The organism is Janthinobacterium sp. BJB446 (genome assembly GCF_002735655.1).
Taxonomy (GTDB): Bacteria; Pseudomonadota; Gammaproteobacteria; order Burkholderiales; family Burkholderiaceae_D; genus Janthinobacterium; species Janthinobacterium lividum.
In genome coordinates this window covers 1,214,385-1,233,718 of the sequence record NZ_PDZK01000001.1, presented here as the reverse complement: position 1 = coordinate 1,233,718, position 19,334 = coordinate 1,214,385, and the positions used below count along the sequence as shown (strand labels likewise).

General features: G+C 66.8%; 17 protein-coding genes. 8 read left to right on the top strand and 9 right to left on the bottom strand.

The features are described from left to right. Position 1 precedes the first annotated feature (1 nt). The 3 genes from CSQ92_RS05500 to CSQ92_RS05490 are packed head-to-tail and all read right to left on the bottom strand — an operon-like array spanning position 2 to position 3,069. The gene (locus CSQ92_RS05500; RefSeq protein WP_099393467.1) at positions 2-1,027 is read right to left on the bottom strand and encodes an LLM class oxidoreductase; all 1,026 of its coding nucleotides are present in this window, start codon (positions 1,025-1,027) and stop codon (positions 2-4) included. Between the two features lie 18 nt (positions 1,028-1,045). Next, positions 1,046-1,669 carry a glutathione S-transferase family protein gene (locus CSQ92_RS05495; RefSeq protein WP_099393466.1) on the bottom strand — a complete coding sequence of 208 codons (624 nt, stop codon included), beginning with the start codon at positions 1,667-1,669 and terminating at the stop codon, positions 1,046-1,048. Continuing rightward, a complete protein-coding gene (locus tag CSQ92_RS05490; RefSeq protein WP_099393465.1) occupies positions 1,666-3,069 on the bottom strand; it encodes an MFS transporter in 1,404 nt (467 codons plus the stop codon). The genes CSQ92_RS05495 and CSQ92_RS05490 overlap by 4 nt, the downstream gene beginning before the upstream one ends. 123 nt (positions 3,070-3,192) lie before the next feature. Here CSQ92_RS05490 and gcvA point away from each other — a divergent pair, with 123 nt between their 5' ends. After that, on the top strand, positions 3,193-4,095 hold the full coding sequence (gene gcvA / locus CSQ92_RS05485; protein ID WP_092613595.1) for a transcriptional regulator GcvA: 903 nt from the start codon (positions 3,193-3,195) through the stop codon (positions 4,093-4,095). Here gcvA and CSQ92_RS05480 read toward each other — a convergent pair. Further along, the gene (locus CSQ92_RS05480) at positions 4,092-4,331 is read right to left on the bottom strand and encodes a hypothetical protein (protein ID WP_099393464.1); all 240 of its coding nucleotides are present in this window, start codon (positions 4,329-4,331) and stop codon (positions 4,092-4,094) included. The genes gcvA and CSQ92_RS05480 overlap by 4 nt on opposite strands. A 384-nt stretch (positions 4,332-4,715) precedes the next feature. On the opposite strand from CSQ92_RS05480, the gene CSQ92_RS05475 reads away from it, so the two are divergent. The 4 genes from CSQ92_RS05475 (at position 4,716) to CSQ92_RS05460 (ending at position 9,342) form a co-directional block, all read left to right on the top strand. After that, positions 4,716-6,521, top strand: coding sequence for a PHA/PHB synthase family protein (locus tag CSQ92_RS05475; protein ID WP_099393463.1), 1,806 nt, complete (start codon positions 4,716-4,718; stop codon positions 6,519-6,521). 24 nt (positions 6,522-6,545) lie between these two features. Further along, positions 6,546-7,391, top strand: a complete 846-nt coding sequence (locus CSQ92_RS05470) for a universal stress protein (RefSeq protein ID WP_099393462.1) — start codon at positions 6,546-6,548, stop codon at positions 7,389-7,391. 101 nt (positions 7,392-7,492) lie between these two features. Next, the gene (locus tag CSQ92_RS05465; RefSeq protein ID WP_180276943.1) at positions 7,493-8,563 is read left to right on the top strand and encodes an alpha/beta hydrolase; all 1,071 of its coding nucleotides are present in this window, start codon (positions 7,493-7,495) and stop codon (positions 8,561-8,563) included. 80 nt (positions 8,564-8,643) lie between these two features. Further along, a complete protein-coding gene (locus CSQ92_RS05460; protein WP_099393460.1) occupies positions 8,644-9,342 on the top strand; it encodes an alpha/beta hydrolase in 699 nt (232 codons plus the stop codon). 9 nt (positions 9,343-9,351) lie between these two features. On the opposite strand, the gene CSQ92_RS05455 is transcribed toward CSQ92_RS05460, so the two are convergent. Next, complete coding sequence (locus CSQ92_RS05455; RefSeq protein ID WP_099387579.1) at positions 9,352-10,338, bottom strand: magnesium and cobalt transport protein CorA; 987 nt, start codon at positions 10,336-10,338, stop codon at positions 9,352-9,354. Between the two features lie 188 nt (positions 10,339-10,526). Here CSQ92_RS05455 and CSQ92_RS05450 point away from each other — a divergent pair, with 188 nt between their 5' ends. The 3 genes from CSQ92_RS05450 to CSQ92_RS05440 all read left to right on the top strand — a co-directional run bounded on the left by CSQ92_RS05450 (position 10,527) and on the right by CSQ92_RS05440 (position 14,492). Next, a complete protein-coding gene (locus CSQ92_RS05450) occupies positions 10,527-11,039 on the top strand; it encodes a sigma-70 family RNA polymerase sigma factor (RefSeq protein WP_099394588.1) in 513 nt (170 codons plus the stop codon). A 1-nt stretch (position 11,040) separates the two neighbouring features. Then, positions 11,041-12,009, top strand: a complete 969-nt coding sequence (locus tag CSQ92_RS05445; protein ID WP_099393459.1) for a FecR domain-containing protein — start codon at positions 11,041-11,043, stop codon at positions 12,007-12,009. Between the two features lie 62 nt (positions 12,010-12,071). Further along, positions 12,072-14,492: a TonB-dependent siderophore receptor gene (locus CSQ92_RS05440; protein WP_257219130.1), complete on the top strand. Its 2,421-nt coding sequence runs from the start codon at positions 12,072-12,074 to the stop codon at positions 14,490-14,492. Positions 14,493-14,540: 48 nt separating this feature from the next. Here CSQ92_RS05440 and CSQ92_RS05435 read toward each other — a convergent pair whose 3' ends face one another. From CSQ92_RS05435 to CSQ92_RS05420, 4 genes are all read right to left on the bottom strand, one after another. After that, the gene (locus CSQ92_RS05435) at positions 14,541-16,916 is read right to left on the bottom strand and encodes a TonB-dependent siderophore receptor (RefSeq protein WP_099393457.1); all 2,376 of its coding nucleotides are present in this window, start codon (positions 16,914-16,916) and stop codon (positions 14,541-14,543) included. A gap of 94 nt (positions 16,917-17,010) precedes the next feature. Next, positions 17,011-17,988 (bottom strand): FecR family protein, encoded by a 978-nt coding sequence (locus CSQ92_RS05430; protein WP_099393456.1) that lies wholly within the window; start codon positions 17,986-17,988, stop codon positions 17,011-17,013. Then, a complete protein-coding gene (locus CSQ92_RS05425) occupies positions 17,985-18,503 on the bottom strand; it encodes a sigma-70 family RNA polymerase sigma factor (RefSeq protein ID WP_099393455.1) in 519 nt (172 codons plus the stop codon). The genes CSQ92_RS05430 and CSQ92_RS05425 overlap by 4 nt, the downstream gene beginning before the upstream one ends. 108 nt (positions 18,504-18,611) lie before the next feature. Beyond that, positions 18,612-19,331 carry an SIMPL domain-containing protein gene (locus tag CSQ92_RS05420; protein WP_099393454.1) on the bottom strand — a complete coding sequence of 240 codons (720 nt, stop codon included), beginning with the start codon at positions 19,329-19,331 and terminating at the stop codon, positions 18,612-18,614. Positions 19,332-19,334 lie beyond the last annotated feature (3 nt).

Sequence of the window (19,334 nt, the reverse complement as noted above, 5' to 3'; positions counted from 1 at the left end):
ACTACCAGCGAAGAATATCCCCGCACGGCGCCGCATGCGACGGAAAGTGCGGCAGCACCTCCTCGGCCAGTTCCTGCAGCACCTCCGCAGCCGGGCGCTGGCCATGCTGAATGCCCAGCGCCGCATGGTTGACGCCCGCTTCGCGCCACTCCCCCAGCAAGTCGATCAAGCCCTTGCGCCCCGTGCGCAGCACATAGCCGCTGCGCATAGGCGTGCGCGGATAATCGGGGTCGTCCACCAGGTCCAGCCACTCGTTGCACATGTGCGGACGAAAGCCGCCATCCGGTATGCAGGCGCGCCAGGCGCGGATCTTTTCCGCCAACCGGCGCGGCCCGTCCGGCGTATCCGTCGCTTCCGGATACGTCAGCCAGCCGTCGGCATGACGCCCGATCCACGCCAGCGGCTGGCCCGAGGAACTGGTGACGACCAGGGGAATGACGCCCGCCACGGGCTTGGGCAGCAGTTCGAGGCCAGCCAGGCTGCCCAGCGGGCCGTCGATGCTGGCGGGGCCTGCCTGCAGCAACTGGCGGAACATGTGCACGGCCTGCGCATAGCGCGCGCCGCGCGTGGCATGCGGCACGCCATACGCGGGAAATTCGCTGGCGCGGTCGCCCGACGCCGTGCCCAGCACCAGGCGCCCGCCCGACAGCTGGTCGATGCTGGCGGCCGCCTTGGCCAGGTCGATGGGATGGCGAAGGGTAAAAATGGCGCTGCCCGTGGCCAGCGCCAGCGCATCCGTGCGTGCCGCCAGATACGCCAGATAGGTCCATGGATCGAACAGCTGGCCCGCATCGCCGAAGCGCGGGTCGAACAGGGGAATGTCGCGCACCCAGGCGGCGGCAAAGCCTTGCCGGTCCATGGCGGCGACCAGGTCGGCCTGGCCGGCCAGCGCCCGCATGTCGCCCTGGTAAAAACGCAGCGGCAGATAAATGCCGAGGGTGAGCGCGCCGGGCGCGAACATGCGGCGGTAGCCGCGGTGCTGCGTGAAAGCCTGCGACGAAGCGCCTTCTATGATGTCAATGCTCATGTTGTTCCTTGATAAAAATCAGGCGCCCGTGGCGGGCGCGGGAATGGAGATGCCCAGCTGCACGGCCTGACGGGCAGCCACGCGGGCATACCAGGCGGCCACGTGCGGCCAGTCATCGAGTTCGAAGCCGACGATGCGGACGATATGCAGCCAGCCAAAGCTGGCGATGTCGGCGATGGAATAGCCGTCGCCGGCCAGGTAGGCGTTGTCCGCCAGGCGGCCATCCATGGTGGCCAGCGCGGCGTCGCACAGCTGGCGAAAGTGCGCCGTGGCGGCCGCATTCGCGCCTCCGCCTGCGATCTCGAAATGCACGCGCTGACCCAGCATCGGCCCCATGCTGGCCGCGTGGAATTGCAGCCAGGTGATGGCGGCCCAGCGCTGCGCGGGAGCCTTCGGCAGCAGCCGCCCCGTTTTCTCGGCCAGGTACAGCAATATGGCGGCCGATTCGAACACGGTGATGCCCGTCTCGTGGTCGACCAGCACGGGAATGCGCCCGTGCGGATTGAGGGCCAGGAAAGCGGGCAGCCGGTGTTCGCCCTGCTCGATGCGCACATGGCGCAGCCGGTATGGCAAGCCCAGTTCGGCCAGCGCAATCGTGGCTTTGAAACCGTTCGGCGAGCTGTCGGTGTAGAGCTCCATCATGGCGCCGCCTCCTGGCGTGCGGCCTTGCCGGGCAGGATGGCGATGGCGCACGCCAGGCCCGCCACGACCAGGCAGGCGGAAACAAGGATGGCGCTGCTGTAGCCTTGCGCAGCCGTGCCGCCGCCGGCCAGCACGGCGATGCTGACAGCCACGCCCACGGCCAGGCCCACGGCGGACCCGACTTCCTGCGTGGTGGTCAGCATGCCGCCCGCCAGGCCATGGTCCGCTTCCGGCACGCCATCGATGCCGGCCACCGTCCAGGCGGGAAACGCCAGGCCGTAGCCGATGCCGGCCAGTACGGTACCGGGCAGGATGGAGGCGCCCCAGGCAGCCAGCGTGGCCAGCGAACTGCCCAGCATGGCCAGCCCGCCGATGAACAGCAGCATGCCGCCGACGATGACGGGCTTGGTGCCGCAGCGGGCGATCAATGCCGGCCCGGCCCACGCGCTGGCCACGGTAAAGGCGACGGCCATCGGCAACAGTCCCAGCCCCGTGCGCGTGGCACTGAAACCCAGCACTTCCTGCATGGCCAGCGCCACCACGACAAAGGTGGGACCCAGGGCCGTGTTGGCCAGCAGGGAGACGATATTCGCGCCGCCCGTGGAGCGGCGCAGGAAGACGGCCAGCGGCATCAGCGGCGCGGCCACGCGTCCCTCCACCCAGACGAACAGCGCCAGCAAGGCCAGCGCCAGCGCGACCAGGGCAAACGTGAGCGGATGCGCCAGTCCCACATGCTCGCTATTGGCAAAGGCAAACACCAGCGTCGCCGCGCCCGACGCCACCAGCAGCGCACCCCACACATCGAGCGTGCCGCCAGCGGCAGCGCTATCCGCATCGGGCCGGCCCAGGGGCAAGGCCGGCGACAGGGCCAGCACCAGCAAGCCGACGGGCACGTTAATCCACAGCACCCAGCGCCAGCCCAGCATATCCGTGATGAAGCCGCCCAGGATCAGTCCCGCGACAAAGCCGCTGGCCGCCACGGCCGTCCAGGCCCCCAGCGCCCGGTTGCGCTGCGCCGGCTCGGGAAACACGGCCAGCAGCAGCGAGAACGCGGCCGGCGAAAACATGGCGGCGCCGAAGCCCTGCAGCGCGCGCGTGGCTACCAGCATGGCCGGGCTGTGCGAAAAACCACCGAGCAGCGAGGCGGCAGTGAACAGCAGCAGCCCCGTGATGAAGACGCGGCGGCGGCCAAACATGTCGGCCGCGCGCCCGCCCAGCAGCAGGAAGCCGGCGATGGCCACGCCATAGGCATTGATCACCCATTGCAGCCCGCCGGGCGTAAAGCCCAGACTCTGCTGGATTTGCGGCAAGGGAATCATGGTGATGGAAAAATCGAGCAAGGCAACGAATTGCGTGGTGCACAGCAACACCAGACAAAGTTGCCGATGTGAAAGTAACATGGAGATCCTATCGATATAGTTTTACTCGACGTCAAAAGAACGCCGCATGCCCCTATAATGCGTTTTTCCAGAGCGAAACTGAAACGATGATTTTTCGCGTACAACTATAGAAAAACTATATCGATGAAGCATCCTTTACCGCTCCAGGCGCTGCGCGCCTTTGTCGAAGTGGGCCAGCGCGGCAGCATCAAGGCGGCCGCCGAGGCGCTGCACGTGACGTCCGGTGCCGTCAGCCAGCAGATCCGCCTGCTGGAAGAGCGGGTCGGCATGCCCCTGTTTACGCGCGAACGCCAGGGCTTGCGCCTGACCGAGGCGGGCGCCATGGTCCACCCCGCCCTGCTGGGCGCCTTTGCGCAGATCGCCGGCGCCAGCCAGGCGCTGGAAGACATGGGCGCGCGCCAGACGCTCACCGTCAGCACGGTCGCCACCTTTGCCGCCGCGTGGCTGGTGCCGCGCCTGGGTCGCTTCAACCAGCGCCATCCCCATATCGAGGTGCGCGTGGAAGCGACATCCGCGCTGGTCGACCTGCGCCGCGACCGGGTCGACGTGGCCTTGCGCCACGGCCTGGGCGACTATCCGGGCTTGCAGGTGACGCGATTGATGGCGCCCGTGCTGGTGCCCGTCGCCAGTCCATCCCTGATGGCGGGCCAGCCGCCCATCGCCACGCCGGCCGATTGCCTGCGCTACCCGCTGCTGCACGATACGGACCGCGCCGACTGGCCATTGTGGCTGGCCGCGCATGGCGCCCCGGACGACAGCACGGATGCGGCGCGGGCGCGGCGCGGCTCGGCCTTCGAAGATGACTTTCTATTGATACGCGCAGCCGAGGCGGGCCAGGGCCTGGCCCTGGTGCCGCAGCTGTACGCGCAGGAGGAAATCGCCGCCGGGCGACTGGTGCAAGTGCTGGACTTGCCCTGGCCCGCGCGCTTTGCCTACTACCTGGTGGCGCGGCCCGACGCGGCCACGCGCCCCGCCGTGCAGGCATTCATGGCATGGATCTGCGAGGAAGCGCAGGCAGTGCGCTAGAGCGCATGGCCTGCGGCCACGCACGACACCACGCCGCAGGCGGTGCTGAACGGCGCCGGTACGCCGGCGCGCCCCATGGCGATGCACGTTGCGGCCGGCAATATGGCCAGCAACAGGGCCAGGTAGCCGATCGCCTTCAGGCGCCGCACGGACGCATTGCCGGCACCCGCACCTGCCCCGTGTGAATAGCCCTTGCCCGCCTCTTCGCTGCCGCTTGCCGACATTTTCGTATGCATGTCAATCTCCTCTATCCACCGTGAGCGGTCTTGCTTCACTTCTTGCTTAACTACATCTTGCTACATAAATTTCTCAAATACAACAAATAAATTCACGAAAAAAACGTTTTTCTTATTCGGTGACCGGCAGAACGATGGAGGAAATATGTCCCGTCATAGTGAAAAATGGTTCACAGCAAGCTTTTCACGCCATCCAGGCCCGAACCCGCATGGATTAAAATTCAATATAATCATTTGAATCGCAATATTCGTTTAAATGGCTTTTATTCGAACTGCCATCCAGGTGGCAAGCCGCCTGCCGTACGCATCCGGCCAAACTTGATGTAGATCATAATTTTTTGAACAAGCTCTTGCTACCCTGTAAAAAAATGACAGGAGCCCTGGATGAGCAAGACGCAGCCGAGCGACGCGGAACACAACATTGAACATGAGCGCCTGGGCAGCGCCTGGCAAGGCGTGCCAGTGCCCGACTATCCGGAAAGCGCGCCGGAAGGCGCCACCCTGGACCTGCTGCTGAGCGCCTGGCTGGGCAAGTTCACGGGCGGCATTTCGCCTGCCGCGCTGGGCAACGCCTATGCCGACTGGCTCAGCCACCTGGCGCTGGCGCCATCGAAGCAGCAAACCCTGCTGCAGGAAGCGTGGAAGAAGATCGGCCGCTGGCAGCAGTACGCGCTGCAGTCGGCGCTGGCCGGCAGCGCCACTGAGCCGCCGTGCATCGCGCCGCTGCCGCAGGACCGGCGCTTCGACGACCCTGCCTGGCGGCGCTGGCCGTACAACCTCGTCTACCAGGGCTTCTTGCTGCAGCAGCAATGGTGGCACCGCGCCACCACGGGCGTGCGCGGCGTCTCGCCGCACCACGAAGATGTCGTCACGTTCACCGTGCGCCAGTGGCTCGACATGCTGGCGCCGTCGAACTTCATGCTGACCAATCCCGTGGTGCAGCAAGCGGCCCTCGACAGCGGCGGCGCCAGCCTGGCGCGCGGCATGGCCCACACGGCCGGCGACTGGCAGCGCGCCGCCATGGGAGCGCATGCCCCCGATGCGCACCGCTACAAGGTGGGCCAGAACCTGGCCGTCACGCCGGGCAAGGTGGTCTACCGCAATGACTTGATCGAATTGATCCAGTACGCTCCCGCCACCGCCAAGGTGCATGCCACGCCGCTGCTGTTCGTGCCCGCCTGGATCATGAAGTTCTATATTCTCGACCTGTCGCCGCACAATTCGCTGGTGCGCTACCTGGTGGGCCAGGGCCACACGGTATTCATGATTTCCTGGAAAAATCCGCTGGAAGAAGACCGCGAGTTGTCGCTGGAAGACTACCGGCAGCTGGGCGTGATGGATGCGCTCGACGCCGTTGCCCGCATCACGGGCGCGCCGCAGGTGCATGCGGCAGGCTACTGCCTGGGCGGCACCCTGCTGGCGATCGCCGCCGCGACGATGGCGCGCGACGGCGATGCGCGCCTGGCCAGCCTCACCATGCTGGCCTCGCAGGTCGACTTCAAGGAGCCGGGCGAACTGTCGCTGTTCATCGACGATAGCCAGGTCAGCTTCCTGGAAGCGGCCATGTGGAAGCAGGGCTACCTCGATACGAAGCAGATGGCGGGCGCCTTCCAGCTGCTGCGCTCGAACGACCTGGTCTGGTCGCGCCAGCTGCGCCATTACCTGATGGGACAAGACGAGCAGGACAGCGACCTGATGGCCTGGAACGGGGACGCCACGCGCATGCCCTGCCGCATGCATGCGGAATACCTGCGCCGCCTGTTCCTGCACAACGACCTGGCCGAAGGCCGCTACCGCACGGCGGGCCGCCACATCGCCCTGCGCGACATCGACGCGCCGATCTTTGCCGTCGGCACCCTGACGGACCATGTGGCGCCGTGGCGCTCCGTGTATAAACTGCAGCTGCTGACCGACACGGACGTCACCTTTTTGCTCACCTCGGGCGGCCACAATGCGGGCGTCGTCTCGCCGCCGGGCCAGCCGCGCCGCAGCTACCAGCTGGCCACGCACGGCCACGATGCGCCCTATGTCGACGCGGACAGCTGGCAGCGCGACGTGCCGCACCATGACGGTTCGTGGTGGCCCGCCTGGCAAGCGTGGCTGGAAGAACGCGCGGGCGCGCAAGTGGCGCCACCGGCCATGGGGCTTGCCCTGGGCGACGCGCCGGGCAGCTACGTGCTGCAGACCTGATAACCGACAACCGAGGAAAACGCCATGCCCTATACCACCCTGCTGGTCCACGTCGACAATTCCCGCCACTGCGCCCAGCGCATCCGCCTGGCCGTGCGCCTGGCCGTCGCCGAAGGGGCGCACCTGATCGGTTCGGCCATGAGCGGCATCTCGCGCTACGCGTATGGCGGCGGCGTGAACGCGCTGCAGTTTGCGCCGGCGCAGATGCAGGCGCTGCGCACCCAGGCCAGCGAGGCGCTGCACGACTTCGAGCGTATCGCCCGCGAGGAAGGCCTGGGCGCCTACGAAACGCGCTTCGTCGACGACGACGCGCAAGGCGCGCTGCTGCTGCAGGCGCGCTATTGCGACTTGCTGATCCTGGGCCAGACGGATGCGCAGGATACGCCGTCGCGCGTTATCGCCGGCACGGCCGAATACCTGATGCTGCATTGCGGCCGGCCCGTGCTGATGGTGCCGCACGCGCCCTCCGCCGCGCCGGCGGGCGCCGCGCAGCATCCGCTGCTGGCCTGGAACGGCAGCGCCGAAGCGCTGCGCGCCATCACCGATGCGCTGCCGCTGCTGCAAAGGGCGCGGCAAGTCACCCTGGCCGTCGTCAATTCGCACGCCCAGCCGGCCGCGCACGGCGAGCAGCCGGGCGCCGACCTGGCCCTGTACCTGGCGCGCCATGGCGTCAACGTCGAGGTGCTGCAGCACGATACGCCGCCGGGGCAGGACGTGGGCGCGGCCCTGCTGGCCATGGCCGCGCAGCGGCGCTGCGACCTGGTCGTGATGGGCTGCTACGGCCACATGCGCCTGCGCGAAGCGCTGCTGGGCGGCGTCACCCGCACCGTGCTGCAGGAGGCGACGTTGCCGGTGCTGGTGTCGCACTAGCGCGGCCGGCGGGTACTTCAGCCTTCCTTCACCCGCCCCTCAGCTGTACTTCATGCGCGGCGCCGATACTGGCCATGTCCCCGTCCAGCAAGGAGTGCCGCATGACCAGACCCACCGATGCCATCCCCCGTTTCCACGCCCGCAGGCGCCTGCTGTTCGGCATGGGCGCGCTGGCGGGCCTGGCCGCCTGTGGCGGCGGCAGCGGGCCGCGCGCCGCGGCGGTGATCGACCGGCAGATCGGCGTCGCCCCCGGCGTCAGCCTGTACGTGCGCGACTGGCCCGCGGCGCCAGGCGTCGCCAGCGGCGACGTGATCGTGCTGCTGGCAGGTCTGGGCGCCAATGCGCACGCCTTTGACAGCCTGGCGCCCGCGCTGGCGCGCCGCCACCGCGTGCTGGCCGTCACGCGGCGCGGCTATGGCGCCTCCAGCAAGCCGCTGCCCGGGAGCGACGCCAACGATATGACGTATGCTCCCGCCACCCTGGTGGCCGACCTGCTGGCCGTGCTGGACGCACTGAAGGTTCAACGCATCATCCTGGCCGGCCACTCCATCGCCGGCAACGAGCTGACCCTGTTCGCCGGCAGCCACCCGCAGCGCGTGCGGGGACTCGTCTATCTGGACACGACCTTCGATTACCTGACCAGCGGCGGCTATGAGGAACCCCAGTCCACGCCCTTCGACGAACCGCCGCCTGGCCCGGCCGACTTGGCATCGCTGGACGCCTCGATCGCCTATGCCAGGCGGATCAACAAGCAATGGTGGCCGGCGCTGGAAGCGAACTGGCGCGACGCGCTGGAAGTGCTGCCCGGCGGCGCCGTGCAAGCGAATACCCCGCCCGCCGTCGCCAGGGCCATGGACATGGCCGCTCACAATTTTTCGCCCGACTACCGCCGCGTGCGCGCGCCGGCGCTCGTCGTCACGGTCGATCCCGGCACCTTGCGCAACCTGTTTCCATGGCTGCTGCAAGCCGATCCCGCCACCCGGGCCGAAGCGCAAGCGCTGCTGGACTTTATCCGCCCGCTGCGCCTGGCCGACGGCGACCGCCTGGCCGCCGCCCTGCCCGGCAGCAGCCATCTGGTGATACGCAACGGCTTCCACAGCGATTTCTTCATCGAATACGAGAGCACGGTGGTCGGCGCCATCGAGGCCATGCGCTGGGAAGGTCTACAATGAGCGTGCACCTGCCCGCCGCGCGCTTGCCTTGAGGCACGCGCGCGGCCTACGCTGTTTTCCTACACCACAAGGAGTTCCGCATGAGCCAGCAAGCCACCATCATCCTCGTCCACGGTTTCTGGGGCGGCGCCGCCCACTGGAGCCGCGTCATCCTCGAATTGCGGCGCCAGGGCCACACGGCCATCCGCGCCGTCGAACTGCCCCTGACGTCGCTGGCCGACGACGCCGAGCGCACGCGCAAGATGGTGGCGCAGGTCGATGGCCCGGTATTACTGGTAGGACACTCCTACGGCGGCGCCGTCATCAGCGTGGCCGGCAATGCGCCGAATGTGATCGGCCTCGTGTACATCGCCGCCTTCGCGCCTGACGCGGGCGAAAGCCCGGGCAGCATCACGCAGGAACACCCGCCCATCGGCGCGGCCAATCTGGAAGGCGACAGCGACGGCTATCTGTGGGTCAAGCCCGGGCAATACCATGACAGCTTTTGCCAGGACCTCGACGCGGAAGAAGGTGCCGTGCTGGGCGTGGTGCAGAAAGCGCCGCTGGCCAGCACCTTCGGCGACACCGTCAGCGACCCGGCCTGGAAGCATAAACCCAGCTGGTACCAGATTTCCACTGCCGACCGCATGATTGCCCCCGTCAACCAGGAGCGCATGGCCGCGCGCCTGCAGGCGCGCAAAGTCATCACGCTCAACGCCAGCCACGCCTCGCTGGCCTCGCGTCCCGTGGAAGTGGCGGCGCTGATACTGGAGGCGGCAAGCGCGCTGGCCGAAGCGTAAGCCTGCCGGCTACAGCCAGCCTTCGCGCTTCAGGCGCCGGTGCAGCCACCAGCAGCCGGCGATGATGACGACGATCACGGCCGGATAGCTTCCGCGCCACTTCAGTTCCGGCATGAATTCGAAGTTCATGCCGTACAGGCTGAAGACCATGGTGGGCACGGCCAGGATGGCGGCCCAGGCGGCCAGGCGCTTGACGACCTCGTTCTGGCGGATCGAAATCTGCCCCAGCGCCACCTGCATGGCCGAATTGACCAGTTCGCGCATCTGCCCCGCCGTGTGCGTGACCCGTTTGACGTGGTCGAGAATGTCGCGGTAATAGATGCGGTTTTCCTTGGGCACGATATCGCCATGGAAACGGATCAGCTGGGTGCAGATGTCATGCAGGGGATTGACGGCCGCGTCGAGCTTCAGCAGTTCCGTCTTGAGCTGGTAGAAATCCTGCAGCTTGTCTTCGCTCAAGCTGGGCTTGAACAGCTGCAGCTCATGGTGCTGGAAGCGGGCCTGCAAATGGTCGATGCAGGGCTGGTACTGGTCGACGATGAAATCGATGATGGAATACAGCACGTAGCCAGGGCCGCTGGCCAGCTTCTCGGGCACGCTTTCCTTGCGCTCACGCAACTTCGCATAGCCGGCAGAGGCGCCGTGGCGCACCGTGATGATGAAGCGGGGGCCGAGAAAGACGTGGGTTTCGCCGTAGACGATGGCCTCGCCGTCCAGGGTGGCCGTGTGCATCACCATGAACAGGGTGTCGCCGTATTCTTCCAGCTTGGGCCGCTCGTGCGCGCCCTGCGCATCCTCGACGGCCAGTTCGTGCAAGCCGAAAGCCGTTTGCAGCGCCTGCATGGCCGTGACGTCGGGGCTGGCCAGGCCGATCCACACGAAACAATCGGGATCGCCGAGGAAGTCGCCCACCTTGTCGATATCGAAATGGGCGATCTTCCTGCCATCGCGATAGGCTTCGCCATTGACGACGGCGGCGTGGGTACTCAAGTCCATGGTGATTTTCAAAGAATGGCGGCAGTGCCGGGGGGCCAGTATAGCGGAAAGAGCATGATTGCCATGCCAATCCGGCTGCCGCATTGACATTCAGGCACGCCAATGTAAAATGAGAACCATTCGCATTCAAGAAGAACCTGCACTTGCCGGCGGCCTGGGGGAACTTCAGCGCCAACCTGGAGTGTATCGTGACGTCTGCCGTATCCCCCGCCGCCGATCCTGTCGCACTGCTGTATGGCCAGCACCATCCGTGGCTGCTGCGCTGGCTGCGCGGTAAATTGTCCTGCACGGATCACGCGGCCGACCTGGCGCAGGATACCTTCGTCAAGCTGCTGGCCACGCCCGGCGAGCGCGCCGTCACCCTGCGCGAGCCGCGCGCCTACCTGACCACCGTGGCGCGCCGCCTGCTGATCGACCATTACCGCCGCCAGTCGCTGGAACAGGCATGGCTGGCCACCCTGGCGCAGCTGCCCGCCCCCGTCGCGCCGTCCGCGGAAGACCGAATGCTGATCCTGGAAACCCTGCACCAGATCGACGCCATGCTCGACGGCCTGGGGGCAAAGGTGCGCACGGCCTTCCTGCTGTCGCAGCTGGAAGGCATGGCGTATGCGGACATCGCCGCGCGCCTGAACGTCAGCGAGCGCACCGTCAAGCGCTACATGGTGCAGGCGTTCGAACAATGCATCCTGCTGCTGGCCTGACATGAGCGCGACTCTCGATGCGCGCGCCGCGCACGAAGCGGCGCACTGGATGATGCGCCTGCAAGGCGGCGAACTGGACGCTGCCGCGCAACAGGGGCTGGCCCGCTGGCGCGCCGCCCACCCCGACCATGAAACGGCGTGGCAACGGGCCGAGCAAGTGTGCCGCACCTTTGGCATGCTGCCTCCGCCGCTGGCCATGCCCTTGTCCAGGCAAGTGCTGGACCGTCCGGCCCGCGCGCAGCGCCGCGCCATCCTGAAGACCCTGGCCGTGCTGATCGTCGCCGGCCCAGCCGGCTGGGCCATGCTGCGCGTGGCGCCATGGCAGGCCTGGACGGCCGACCTGCGCACGGCGACAGGCGAAATCCGCCACCTCACCTTGGCCGACGGCAGCGGCCTGAGCCTGAATACGGCCAGCGCCGCCGACATCGTCTTCGGCGCGTCCCTGCGCCTGGTGCACCTGCGCGGCGGAGAGATACACGTGGCGACCAGCCCCGATCCCCTCGGGCGTCCCTTCATCGTACGCACCAGCAACGGCAGCGTCCGCGCCATCGGCACGCGCTTCACGGTGCGCCAGGAGGACCGTCTGCTGGGCGCGCGCACCCACGTGGCCGTCTCGCAGGGCGCCGTGGAAGTGCGGCCCGCCGAAGGCCCGCCCGTCATCGTGCAGGCGGGCTGGCAAGCCAGTTTCGATGAAACGGCCGCCGGCGCGCCGCAGCCGCTGGCGCCGCATGCGTCCGCGTGGCTCAAGGGCCTGCTGTACGCGGACGACACGCCGCTGGACCAGGTGCTGGCGCAGCTGGCCCGCTACCGCCACGGCGTGGTGCGCTGCGATCCGGCCGTGGCGCGGCTGAGGGTGTCGGGCGTGTACCAGCTGCGCGACACGGACGCTCTGCTGGCCCTGCTGCAAGCGTCGCTGCCCATCCGCGTAAGGCGCCACAGCCGTTGGTGGATTTCCGTCGAGCCCGCATAAAAATTTTTGAGAACAATGTCCCTTTCCGTCATGTGCCCCGTCAATCCACACAGGACCAACACATGAACGAAGGGAAACAAGCAATGAAGCATTACCGCCACACCAGCATTACCCTGGCCCTGCTGGGCAGCCTGGCCTTGAGCGCGCCCGCATCCGCCCAGCAGCACCCGCAGCAGGCGCCCGCGCGCCACTACCAGGTGGCCGCCGGCCCCCTCGGCACCGTCCTGTCCGCGTTTGCGGCCGACGCCGGGGTCAGCATTTCCGGCGCCGCCAGCCTGTATGCGGGCTTGAACAGCCGCGGCTTGAACGGCAACTACCAGGTGGCCGACGGTTTCGCCCGCCTGCTGGACGGCAGCGGCTTATACGCTGTCGACCAGGGCGGCGGCCACTACGCCGTGCGCAGGCTGCCATCGGCGGCCGACGCGGCCACCCTGCCCGGCATCGCCGTGCGCGCCACGGCCGAGCGCAGCACGAGCACGGAAGGCACGGGCTCGTACACGACGCCGGCCACGGCCAGCGCCACGGGCCTGGTGCTGTCGCTGCGCGAGACGCCGCAATCGGTCAGCGTCATCACGCGCCAGCGCATGGACGACCAGGACTTGCTGACGGTGCGCGACGTGCTGCGCAATACGCCCGGCATCGCCGTCAACCAGTTCGACACGGAACGCAGCACCTTTTCCGCGCGCGGCTTCGACGTCGACAACTTCCAGTACGACGGCGTGCCCACCACCTATAAGGTGCAGTATTCGGGCGGCGAATCGGAAATGGATTCGCTGATCTACGACCGCGTGGAGGTGACGCGCGGCGCCACGGGCTTGCTGACGGGCGCCGGCTACCCGTCCGCCTCGATCAACCTGGTGCGCAAGCGGGCCAGCGCCAAGCAATTCGAAGGGCAATGGTCGCTGGCGGCCGGCTCGTGGAGCGATTACCGGGGCACGCTCGACCTGGCCACGCCGCTGAACGGGGACGGCTCCGTGCGTGGCCGGGTGGCGGGCGCCTGGCAAGACCGCAAGTCGTTTACCAATGGCTATTCGAACCAGCGCCAGCTCGTCTACGCCACCGCCGAGGCGGACCTGGCGCCCGGCACCGTGGCCATGGTGGGCGCCAGCTACCAGAAGAACGATCCGAAAGGCAGCAACTGGGGCGGCTTCCCCCTGTGGTACAGCGACGGCTCGCGCACCGATTTCGACCGTTCCGTCACGACGGCGCCCCGCTGGGCCGCCTGGGCCACGGAACAGACGAATGTGCACGCCACCGTCGAACACGCGCTGGGCCAGGGTTGGAAAGCGCAGGCGCAAGCCATGTACAGCAAGCATACGGAAGACACGCCGCTGGTGTTCCTGGCGGAACGGCCCGATAGAATCACGGGCCTGGGCATGCTCGGCTATCCGAACCGCTACATCGGCGCGCGCGACCAGAGCAGCGCCGACGTGAAGCTGTCCGGGCCATTTACCCTGGGCGGACGCCAGCATGAAATCATCGTCGGCGCCAACTACACGCTGCAGCACGCCGAGTTCAGCGTCAAGGAAGCGCTCGACCCTGAACCGATCGGCAATTTCCTCGCCTGGGATGGCAGCTACCCGCAGCCGGCCTGGGGCGAACTCGTGCTGTCGGAAAAATACACGACCAAGCAATATGGCGCCTACGGCGCGGCGCGGCTGAACCTTGCCGAGCACACCAAGCTGATCCTCGGCGGGCGTTTGAGCCGCTGGGACAAGGACCGCATCGGCTTTGACGGCAGCGCCCGCTTTGCCTTCGCCAAGAGCAAGTTCGTGCCCTACGCGGGCGTGGTGATCGATCTCAATGAAACGTATTCGGCCTATGCCAGCTACACGGACATCTTCCGCCCGCAGGAAAACCAGGACCGCGCGGGCGCCTGGCTGGACCCGCTGACGGGGCAAAGCATGGAAGTGGGCTTGAAGGGCGAACTGGCCGAGGGCCGGGCCAACGGTTCTATCGGCATCTTTGAAATCAAGCAGGACAAGCTGGCCCAGCCGGACGGCGCGCACCGGGTTCCCGGCACCACCACGCAAGCGTATTATGCGGCGCGCGGCGCCACCAGCCGCGGCATCGAGGGGGAATTGTCGGGCCGCCTGGCGCCGGGCTGGAACGTGACGGCCAGCGCCAGCCACTTCCGCGCCAGGGACCGCGAGCAGCAGGACATCAACACCCTGTCTCCACGCTCGACGGCGCGATTATTTACCACGTGGAAAGTACGCCCCGACCTCACCGTGGGCGGCGGCGTCAACTGGCAAAGCAAGTTCTACTTTGACGACGAAGGCCCGGACGGCAAGGAAAGAGTGACGCAGGAAGCCTACAGCACGGTGAGCCTGATGGCCACGTACCAGCTGTCGCGCCAGCTGACAGCCCAGCTGAACGTGGAAAACGCGCTGGACAAGAAATACATCAACATCAATACCTATGCGCAAGGCACGTATGGCGTGCCGCGCAGTGTCAGGGGGACGTTGACCTACCGCTTCTGATGCGCATGCAGGCCGGGCGGCATGCGCCCGGCCTGCGCTGACTACGCATCAATAGCGGTAACTCAAGCTCAGCATCGCATTGCGCGGATCGCCATAGCTGACCCGGCGGCCCGTGCTGATGCCGTAGTAAGTGCGGTCGCCCAGATTATTGAGGTTGAGCGACACGGCCAGGCGGTCGGAGATCTGGTAGCGCGCCATGACGTCAAAGACGGCATACGAGCCCTGGTGCACGGTGGTGGTGCCGCCGCGTACGGCCCGGGTTTTCTGCCAGGTGTGCGATTGCCAGCGGGCGCCGCCGCCCACCGTCAGGCGCGGCATCGGCTGCCAGGTGCTGTACAGGCTGAGCTGGTCTTCCGGCGCCAGCGTGTTGACCTTGCCGCTGGCGTCGCGCGCGATCTTGTGCGTGTAGCCGGCCTGCAACTGCCAGCCCGGCATGAGCTGGCCCGACACTTCCAGTTCCACGCCGCGCGAACGCACGCCGTCGATGGCGCGGTAGGCATCCATGCCCGTCACCTTGTTGACCTCGTCAACGTATTCCGCGTAGTTATCCTGGCGCACCTCGAAGGCGGCCGCACTGGCGTTCAGGCGGCCATTCAGGAACACGCCCTTCACGCCCGCCTCGATATTCTTGCCCAGCATCGGGTCCAGGGTCTTGTTGTCGACGTCGCGGCTGTTTTGCGGACTGAAGATATCGCTGTAGCTGGCAAACGCCGTCAGATCCGGCGCAAAGTCCCAGGTCAGGCCCGCATACGGCGTGAAGATCGACGACTCGTCGATGTCGGCCGTGGGATTGACGTAGGACGACAGGCGCCCGCCCACGATCACGTGCACGCCCTGCGGCAGCGAAAAGCGGCCCGTCGCATACACGGCCTTCTGACGGATGACTTCGCGGGCCGTGTCCAGCTCCCATTTTGGCTCAGCCACGATGCCCCGGTAGGTATAAATATTGTCGACCTTGATGAAGGAATACGGGCTGAAGACGTCGTCCGACTGCTTGCGGTAGGCGTTCGCGCCCACCACCAGCTCATGCGTGCGGCCCAGCAGGGTGAACGGGCCCTTGGCGTACATGTCCAGGCCATTGCTGGTGGCGTCGCTGTTGTACTGGCGCGCCGTGACGGACGTGCCGCTGCCGTCCGCCTTCGGGAAGCCGTCAAGGTAGGCGACGGGCGCATACAGCGCATTGGCCTGGTGGATCAGGCGCAAATTGGCCAGCCAGCCATTGTCAAACGTGTGCTCGAGCGAAGCGAAGACGGATTTGGCTTCCGTCTGCTGCGTGCTCCAGGTGGGCGCGCCGTTGAACGAACGGGGCATGGTGAAGCGCTTGCCGTCCGCGTCGAACAGGGGCGCGCCACCCCAGTCGCTATTGCGCGGCACGGTGTGCTGGTAGTCGGCGCCCACGGTCAGCAAAGTGCGCGGCGACAGATCCGCTTCCAGCGTGCCATACGCCAGTTCGGAGCGGCGCTGGTAGCGGTCGACAAAGGAATGCTTGTCCTGGTACGAGGCCACGGCGCGCGCGCGCACGCTGCCGCTGTCGTTCAGGGGGCCGCCCACATCGACCATGCCGCGGTAATTGCTCCACGATCCGGCCGACAGGTCGGCCAGCGCGCGCAGTTCGCGCGTGGGCTTCTTGCGGATCAGGTTGACGGTGGCGCCCGGCGTGCCGGCACCGCTCATCAGCGCATTCGCGCCCTTCAGCACCTCGACCCGGTCGTACAGGTCCATGTTGGCCAGGGACTCGCCCAGGTTCAGCGAGGCGTCGCGCGTCCACGGCAAGCCGTCGTAGCTGAAATTGTCGAGCGAAAAACCGCGCGCATAATAGATCGTGCGCTCGCTGTCGATGTGCTGCACGTACACGCCGGGCGTGTGGCTGAGCACCTCGCTGAGCTGCACCAGGCCGAAATCGTCCATCTGCTGGCGCGTGACGACGCTGACCGCGTGCGGCGTCTCGCGCGGCGACAGCACCAGGCGGTTCGCCGTGCTGACGGCGCCCGTCGTGTACGAGCCCGTGTCTTCCGTCACCTGGCCCAGGTAATTGGTGGTGATGAGCACTTCCGGCATGGTCGCTTCCGGCTGGACGGCGGAAGCTTGTGGTGCGGCTGCTTGTACCGTATAGACGCCGCTACCGGTCTTGAGCAAGGCCAGCTGCGTGCCCTGCAAGGCGCGGCGCAAGGCTTGCTCTGCCGTGAAATCGCCCTGCACGGCCGCCCCGCTGACGCCGCGCGCCAGGTCCGCATCGATGGAGATGCGCACGCCGCCACGGCTGGCAATGGCGATCAGGCTGGCATTCAGGGGCTGGGCCGGCACGTCATAGCGCACGGTGGCTGGCGCGATCTGGACCGATGGCGTCTGCGCCAGGACGGCAGGCACGGCGCAGGAAAGTAACATTACAGCCAGGGGAATCTGGCGCATCAACAATGGTGGCATGCTGGGACTCTATCTTGATGGTGAAGGAAAAGTGGGGCTACACCAGGTATGAGCCGCGACGCGCCAAAAGTGACAGTGCTGGCGCAAAAATATTTCAGCTTGCCTTCAGATCAAGGCCCGTCCACCAGCCACCGGGGCCCTGGCGCAGGGTCACGGGCAGGGTTTCGGCCAGCGCCAGCAAGGTGGCACCGCTGTCGTCGAGCGAGTAATTGCCCGACACGCGCAGCGCCGCGGCCGCCGGCGTGATGTCGATATAGCCGTGGCGGTAGGGACGCAAGGCCGCCACCACTTCGCCCAGCGGCTGGTCGACGGCCAGCAGCATGCCCTGCTCCCACGCCGTCGCCGGCCCTGCCGCCATGCCGGACAACATGGTCAGGCGGTCCTCGTCAAACCGCGCCGCCTGGCCCTGGCGCAGCACGCGCGCCAGGCCTTTGCCGGCCGAGCGCACTTCGAGGTCGCCCTGCACGGCCAGCGCGATGGTGCCCAGCGCTTCGCGCCGCAACATCAGTTCGCTGCCCAGCGCCGTCACCGTGCCGTGCGTGCTGCGCAGCAGGAAGGGATGGGCGCTTGCCGGCTGTGCCACGCGGGCCAGCAGCTGTCCCTGGCGCAAGGTGACTTGCCGGTGTTCATGGGTAACGTCCGTGTCGGCAGAGGAACGGGCATCCAAGGTCAGCACGCTGCCGTCGGCCAGCGCAAAGCGGCCCCGCCTGGCCGTGGCCGTATGCAGGTCCGCGCTCCAGTCCGGCAAAAACGGGCTGCCGCGCAGCAGCCAGGCGCCGCCGAATGCCGCGCCCGCCAGACACAGGGCGCCCTGCAGCAGCTGGCGCCGCTTGTTGTCGTGTTGCGCGGCGCGCGCCAGGGTTTGCCCGACGGTCCCCGCCCCGCCCGCCGCCTGCAGCGGGCCGACGCTATGCTCGACGGCGCGTCCCAGGGTATGCCACGCGGCCGCATGGCGCGCATCGGCGGCCAGCCAGCGGATGAAGGCCTGGCGCTGGCCCTCGTCCGCCTCGCCCGAGCTGAGCTCGACCAGCCAGCCAATGGCCGCATCCTGTACCGCAGGGGACATGCTCATGCGGAATCCGCCGCAGCCAGGCAGCAGCGCAAGCCTTGCGCCATGTACTGGCGCACCATGCTGGCCGACACGCCCAGTTCAACAGCGATCTGCGCATACGTGAGGCCGTCGAGCTGGCTCATCAGGAAAGCGCTGCGCGCCTTGCTGGACAAGGTATCGAGGGCGCGCGACAGGCGCTCCAGCGCTTCGAGCAGCACGGCACGCTCTTCCGGCGACGGCTGCACGGCGTCCGGCAGCTGCGCCAGGGTGTCGATGTACGCCTGCTCGATATCGCGCCGCCGCCACTGCTGCAGCAAGATGCTTTTCGCCACCGTCGTAAGATACGCGCGCGGCTCGCGGATGGCGGCCAGGCGCCCCGCATGCAATACGCGCAGAAACGTTTCAGAAGTGACATCTTCCGCCTCGGCCCGGTTACGCAAACGCAACAGCAGGCGCTGCAGCAGCCAGCCCTGGTGGCCCGTGAAGAGGCTGGCGGCCAGGGTCGTGTCATTCGAAGGGAAAGGCAAGGCAGACAAGAGCGGATCCGGCGACTTTAATGATAATGATTCTCATTATATTGCAGAGACCGGAGGATGTCGCGCAATTTTGCTATGCATATTGACATGCCGCGCCGCCAGCTGCGCCTATTCCAGCTTGAACAGGACATTCACGCTCTTTTCCAATGCGATGCTGCCCGGCGCACGGACGGCCGACGAAGGCTCCGTGGGAGGAATAAAGGGCGGCGGCGCGAAACCCTCATTGCCCGAACGCATCAGCGCGCGCTCGATCGATTGAAACGACACTTCCGATATGGCCATGACGGACGCAATCTTCCGGTTGAACGATTTGGCAATGCGCGCCGCCTTCGTCTCCGCATCCCTGGCAGCCTTCAAATCCAGTTCGGCGACCAGCGCGTCGTGCGCGCTGGTCTTGAATTCCGTATCCATCCGGGTGATATTTTTCATGGCGGCCAGCTCCGACACCAGTGGCGTCCATGCCGCCAAGTCCCGGACCCAGACGCGCAGGTTGCGGTTGATGACATACATGGGCGGCGAATCGCGTTTTTCCCTGCCTGAATAATCGAGCGTGCGCATGATTTCGGAGGCCTGGATATCCGCTTGCGCAATTTTCACCTTGCCCAGCAACTGGAAGACCTCCGCGGCACCAGCATTGACCACGCCCAGCGTCTTTGCCGCATCGGCGCCCCGGCTGGCAACGGTGATCTCCATGACGGCCATGTCCGGCGGCACTTCCACCTGGGCCGTCCCTGTCTGGAAAATGAAGGGGTAATCGGGCAAGGACGAGGCCTGGGCGGCCATATTCAAGTTAAACAGACCCACCACCAGCAACAGTGTGCGCTTCATGCC

Bases quoted from the DNA above. Each gene is read 5' to 3' on its own strand.
- CSQ92_RS05470 (WP_099393462.1), top strand. From the start codon at position 6,546: ATGCCCTATACCACCCTGCTGGTCCACGTCGACAATTCCCGCCACTGC.
- CSQ92_RS05480 (WP_099393464.1), bottom strand. From the start codon at position 4,331: ATGCATACGAAAATGTCGGCAAGCGGCAGCGAAGAGGCGGGCAAGGGC.
- gcvA (WP_092613595.1), top strand. From the start codon at position 3,193: ATGAAGCATCCTTTACCGCTCCAGGCGCTGCGCGCCTTTGTCGAAGTG.
- CSQ92_RS05490 (WP_099393465.1), bottom strand. From the start codon at position 3,069: ATGTTACTTTCACATCGGCAACTTTGTCTGGTGTTGCTGTGCACCACG.
- CSQ92_RS05455 (WP_099387579.1), bottom strand. From the start codon at position 10,338: ATGGACTTGAGTACCCACGCCGCCGTCGTCAATGGCGAAGCCTATCGC.
- CSQ92_RS05500 (WP_099393467.1), bottom strand. From the start codon at position 1,027: ATGAGCATTGACATCATAGAAGGCGCTTCGTCGCAGGCTTTCACGCAG.
- CSQ92_RS05460 (WP_099393460.1), top strand. From the start codon at position 8,644: ATGAGCCAGCAAGCCACCATCATCCTCGTCCACGGTTTCTGGGGCGGC.
- CSQ92_RS05495 (WP_099393466.1), bottom strand. From the start codon at position 1,669: ATGATGGAGCTCTACACCGACAGCTCGCCGAACGGTTTCAAAGCCACG.
- CSQ92_RS05430 (WP_099393456.1), bottom strand. From the start codon at position 17,988: ATGAGCATGTCCCCTGCGGTACAGGATGCGGCCATTGGCTGGCTGGTC.
- CSQ92_RS05435 (WP_099393457.1), bottom strand. From the start codon at position 16,916: ATGCCACCATTGTTGATGCGCCAGATTCCCCTGGCTGTAATGTTACTT.
- CSQ92_RS05420 (WP_099393454.1), bottom strand. From the start codon at position 19,331: ATGAAGCGCACACTGTTGCTGGTGGTGGGTCTGTTTAACTTGAATATG.
- CSQ92_RS05465 (WP_180276943.1), top strand. From the start codon at position 7,493: ATGACCAGACCCACCGATGCCATCCCCCGTTTCCACGCCCGCAGGCGC.
- CSQ92_RS05445 (WP_099393459.1), top strand. From the start codon at position 11,041: ATGAGCGCGACTCTCGATGCGCGCGCCGCGCACGAAGCGGCGCACTGG.
- CSQ92_RS05440 (WP_257219130.1), top strand. From the start codon at position 12,072: ATGAACGAAGGGAAACAAGCAATGAAGCATTACCGCCACACCAGCATT.
- CSQ92_RS05475 (WP_099393463.1), top strand. From the start codon at position 4,716: ATGAGCAAGACGCAGCCGAGCGACGCGGAACACAACATTGAACATGAG.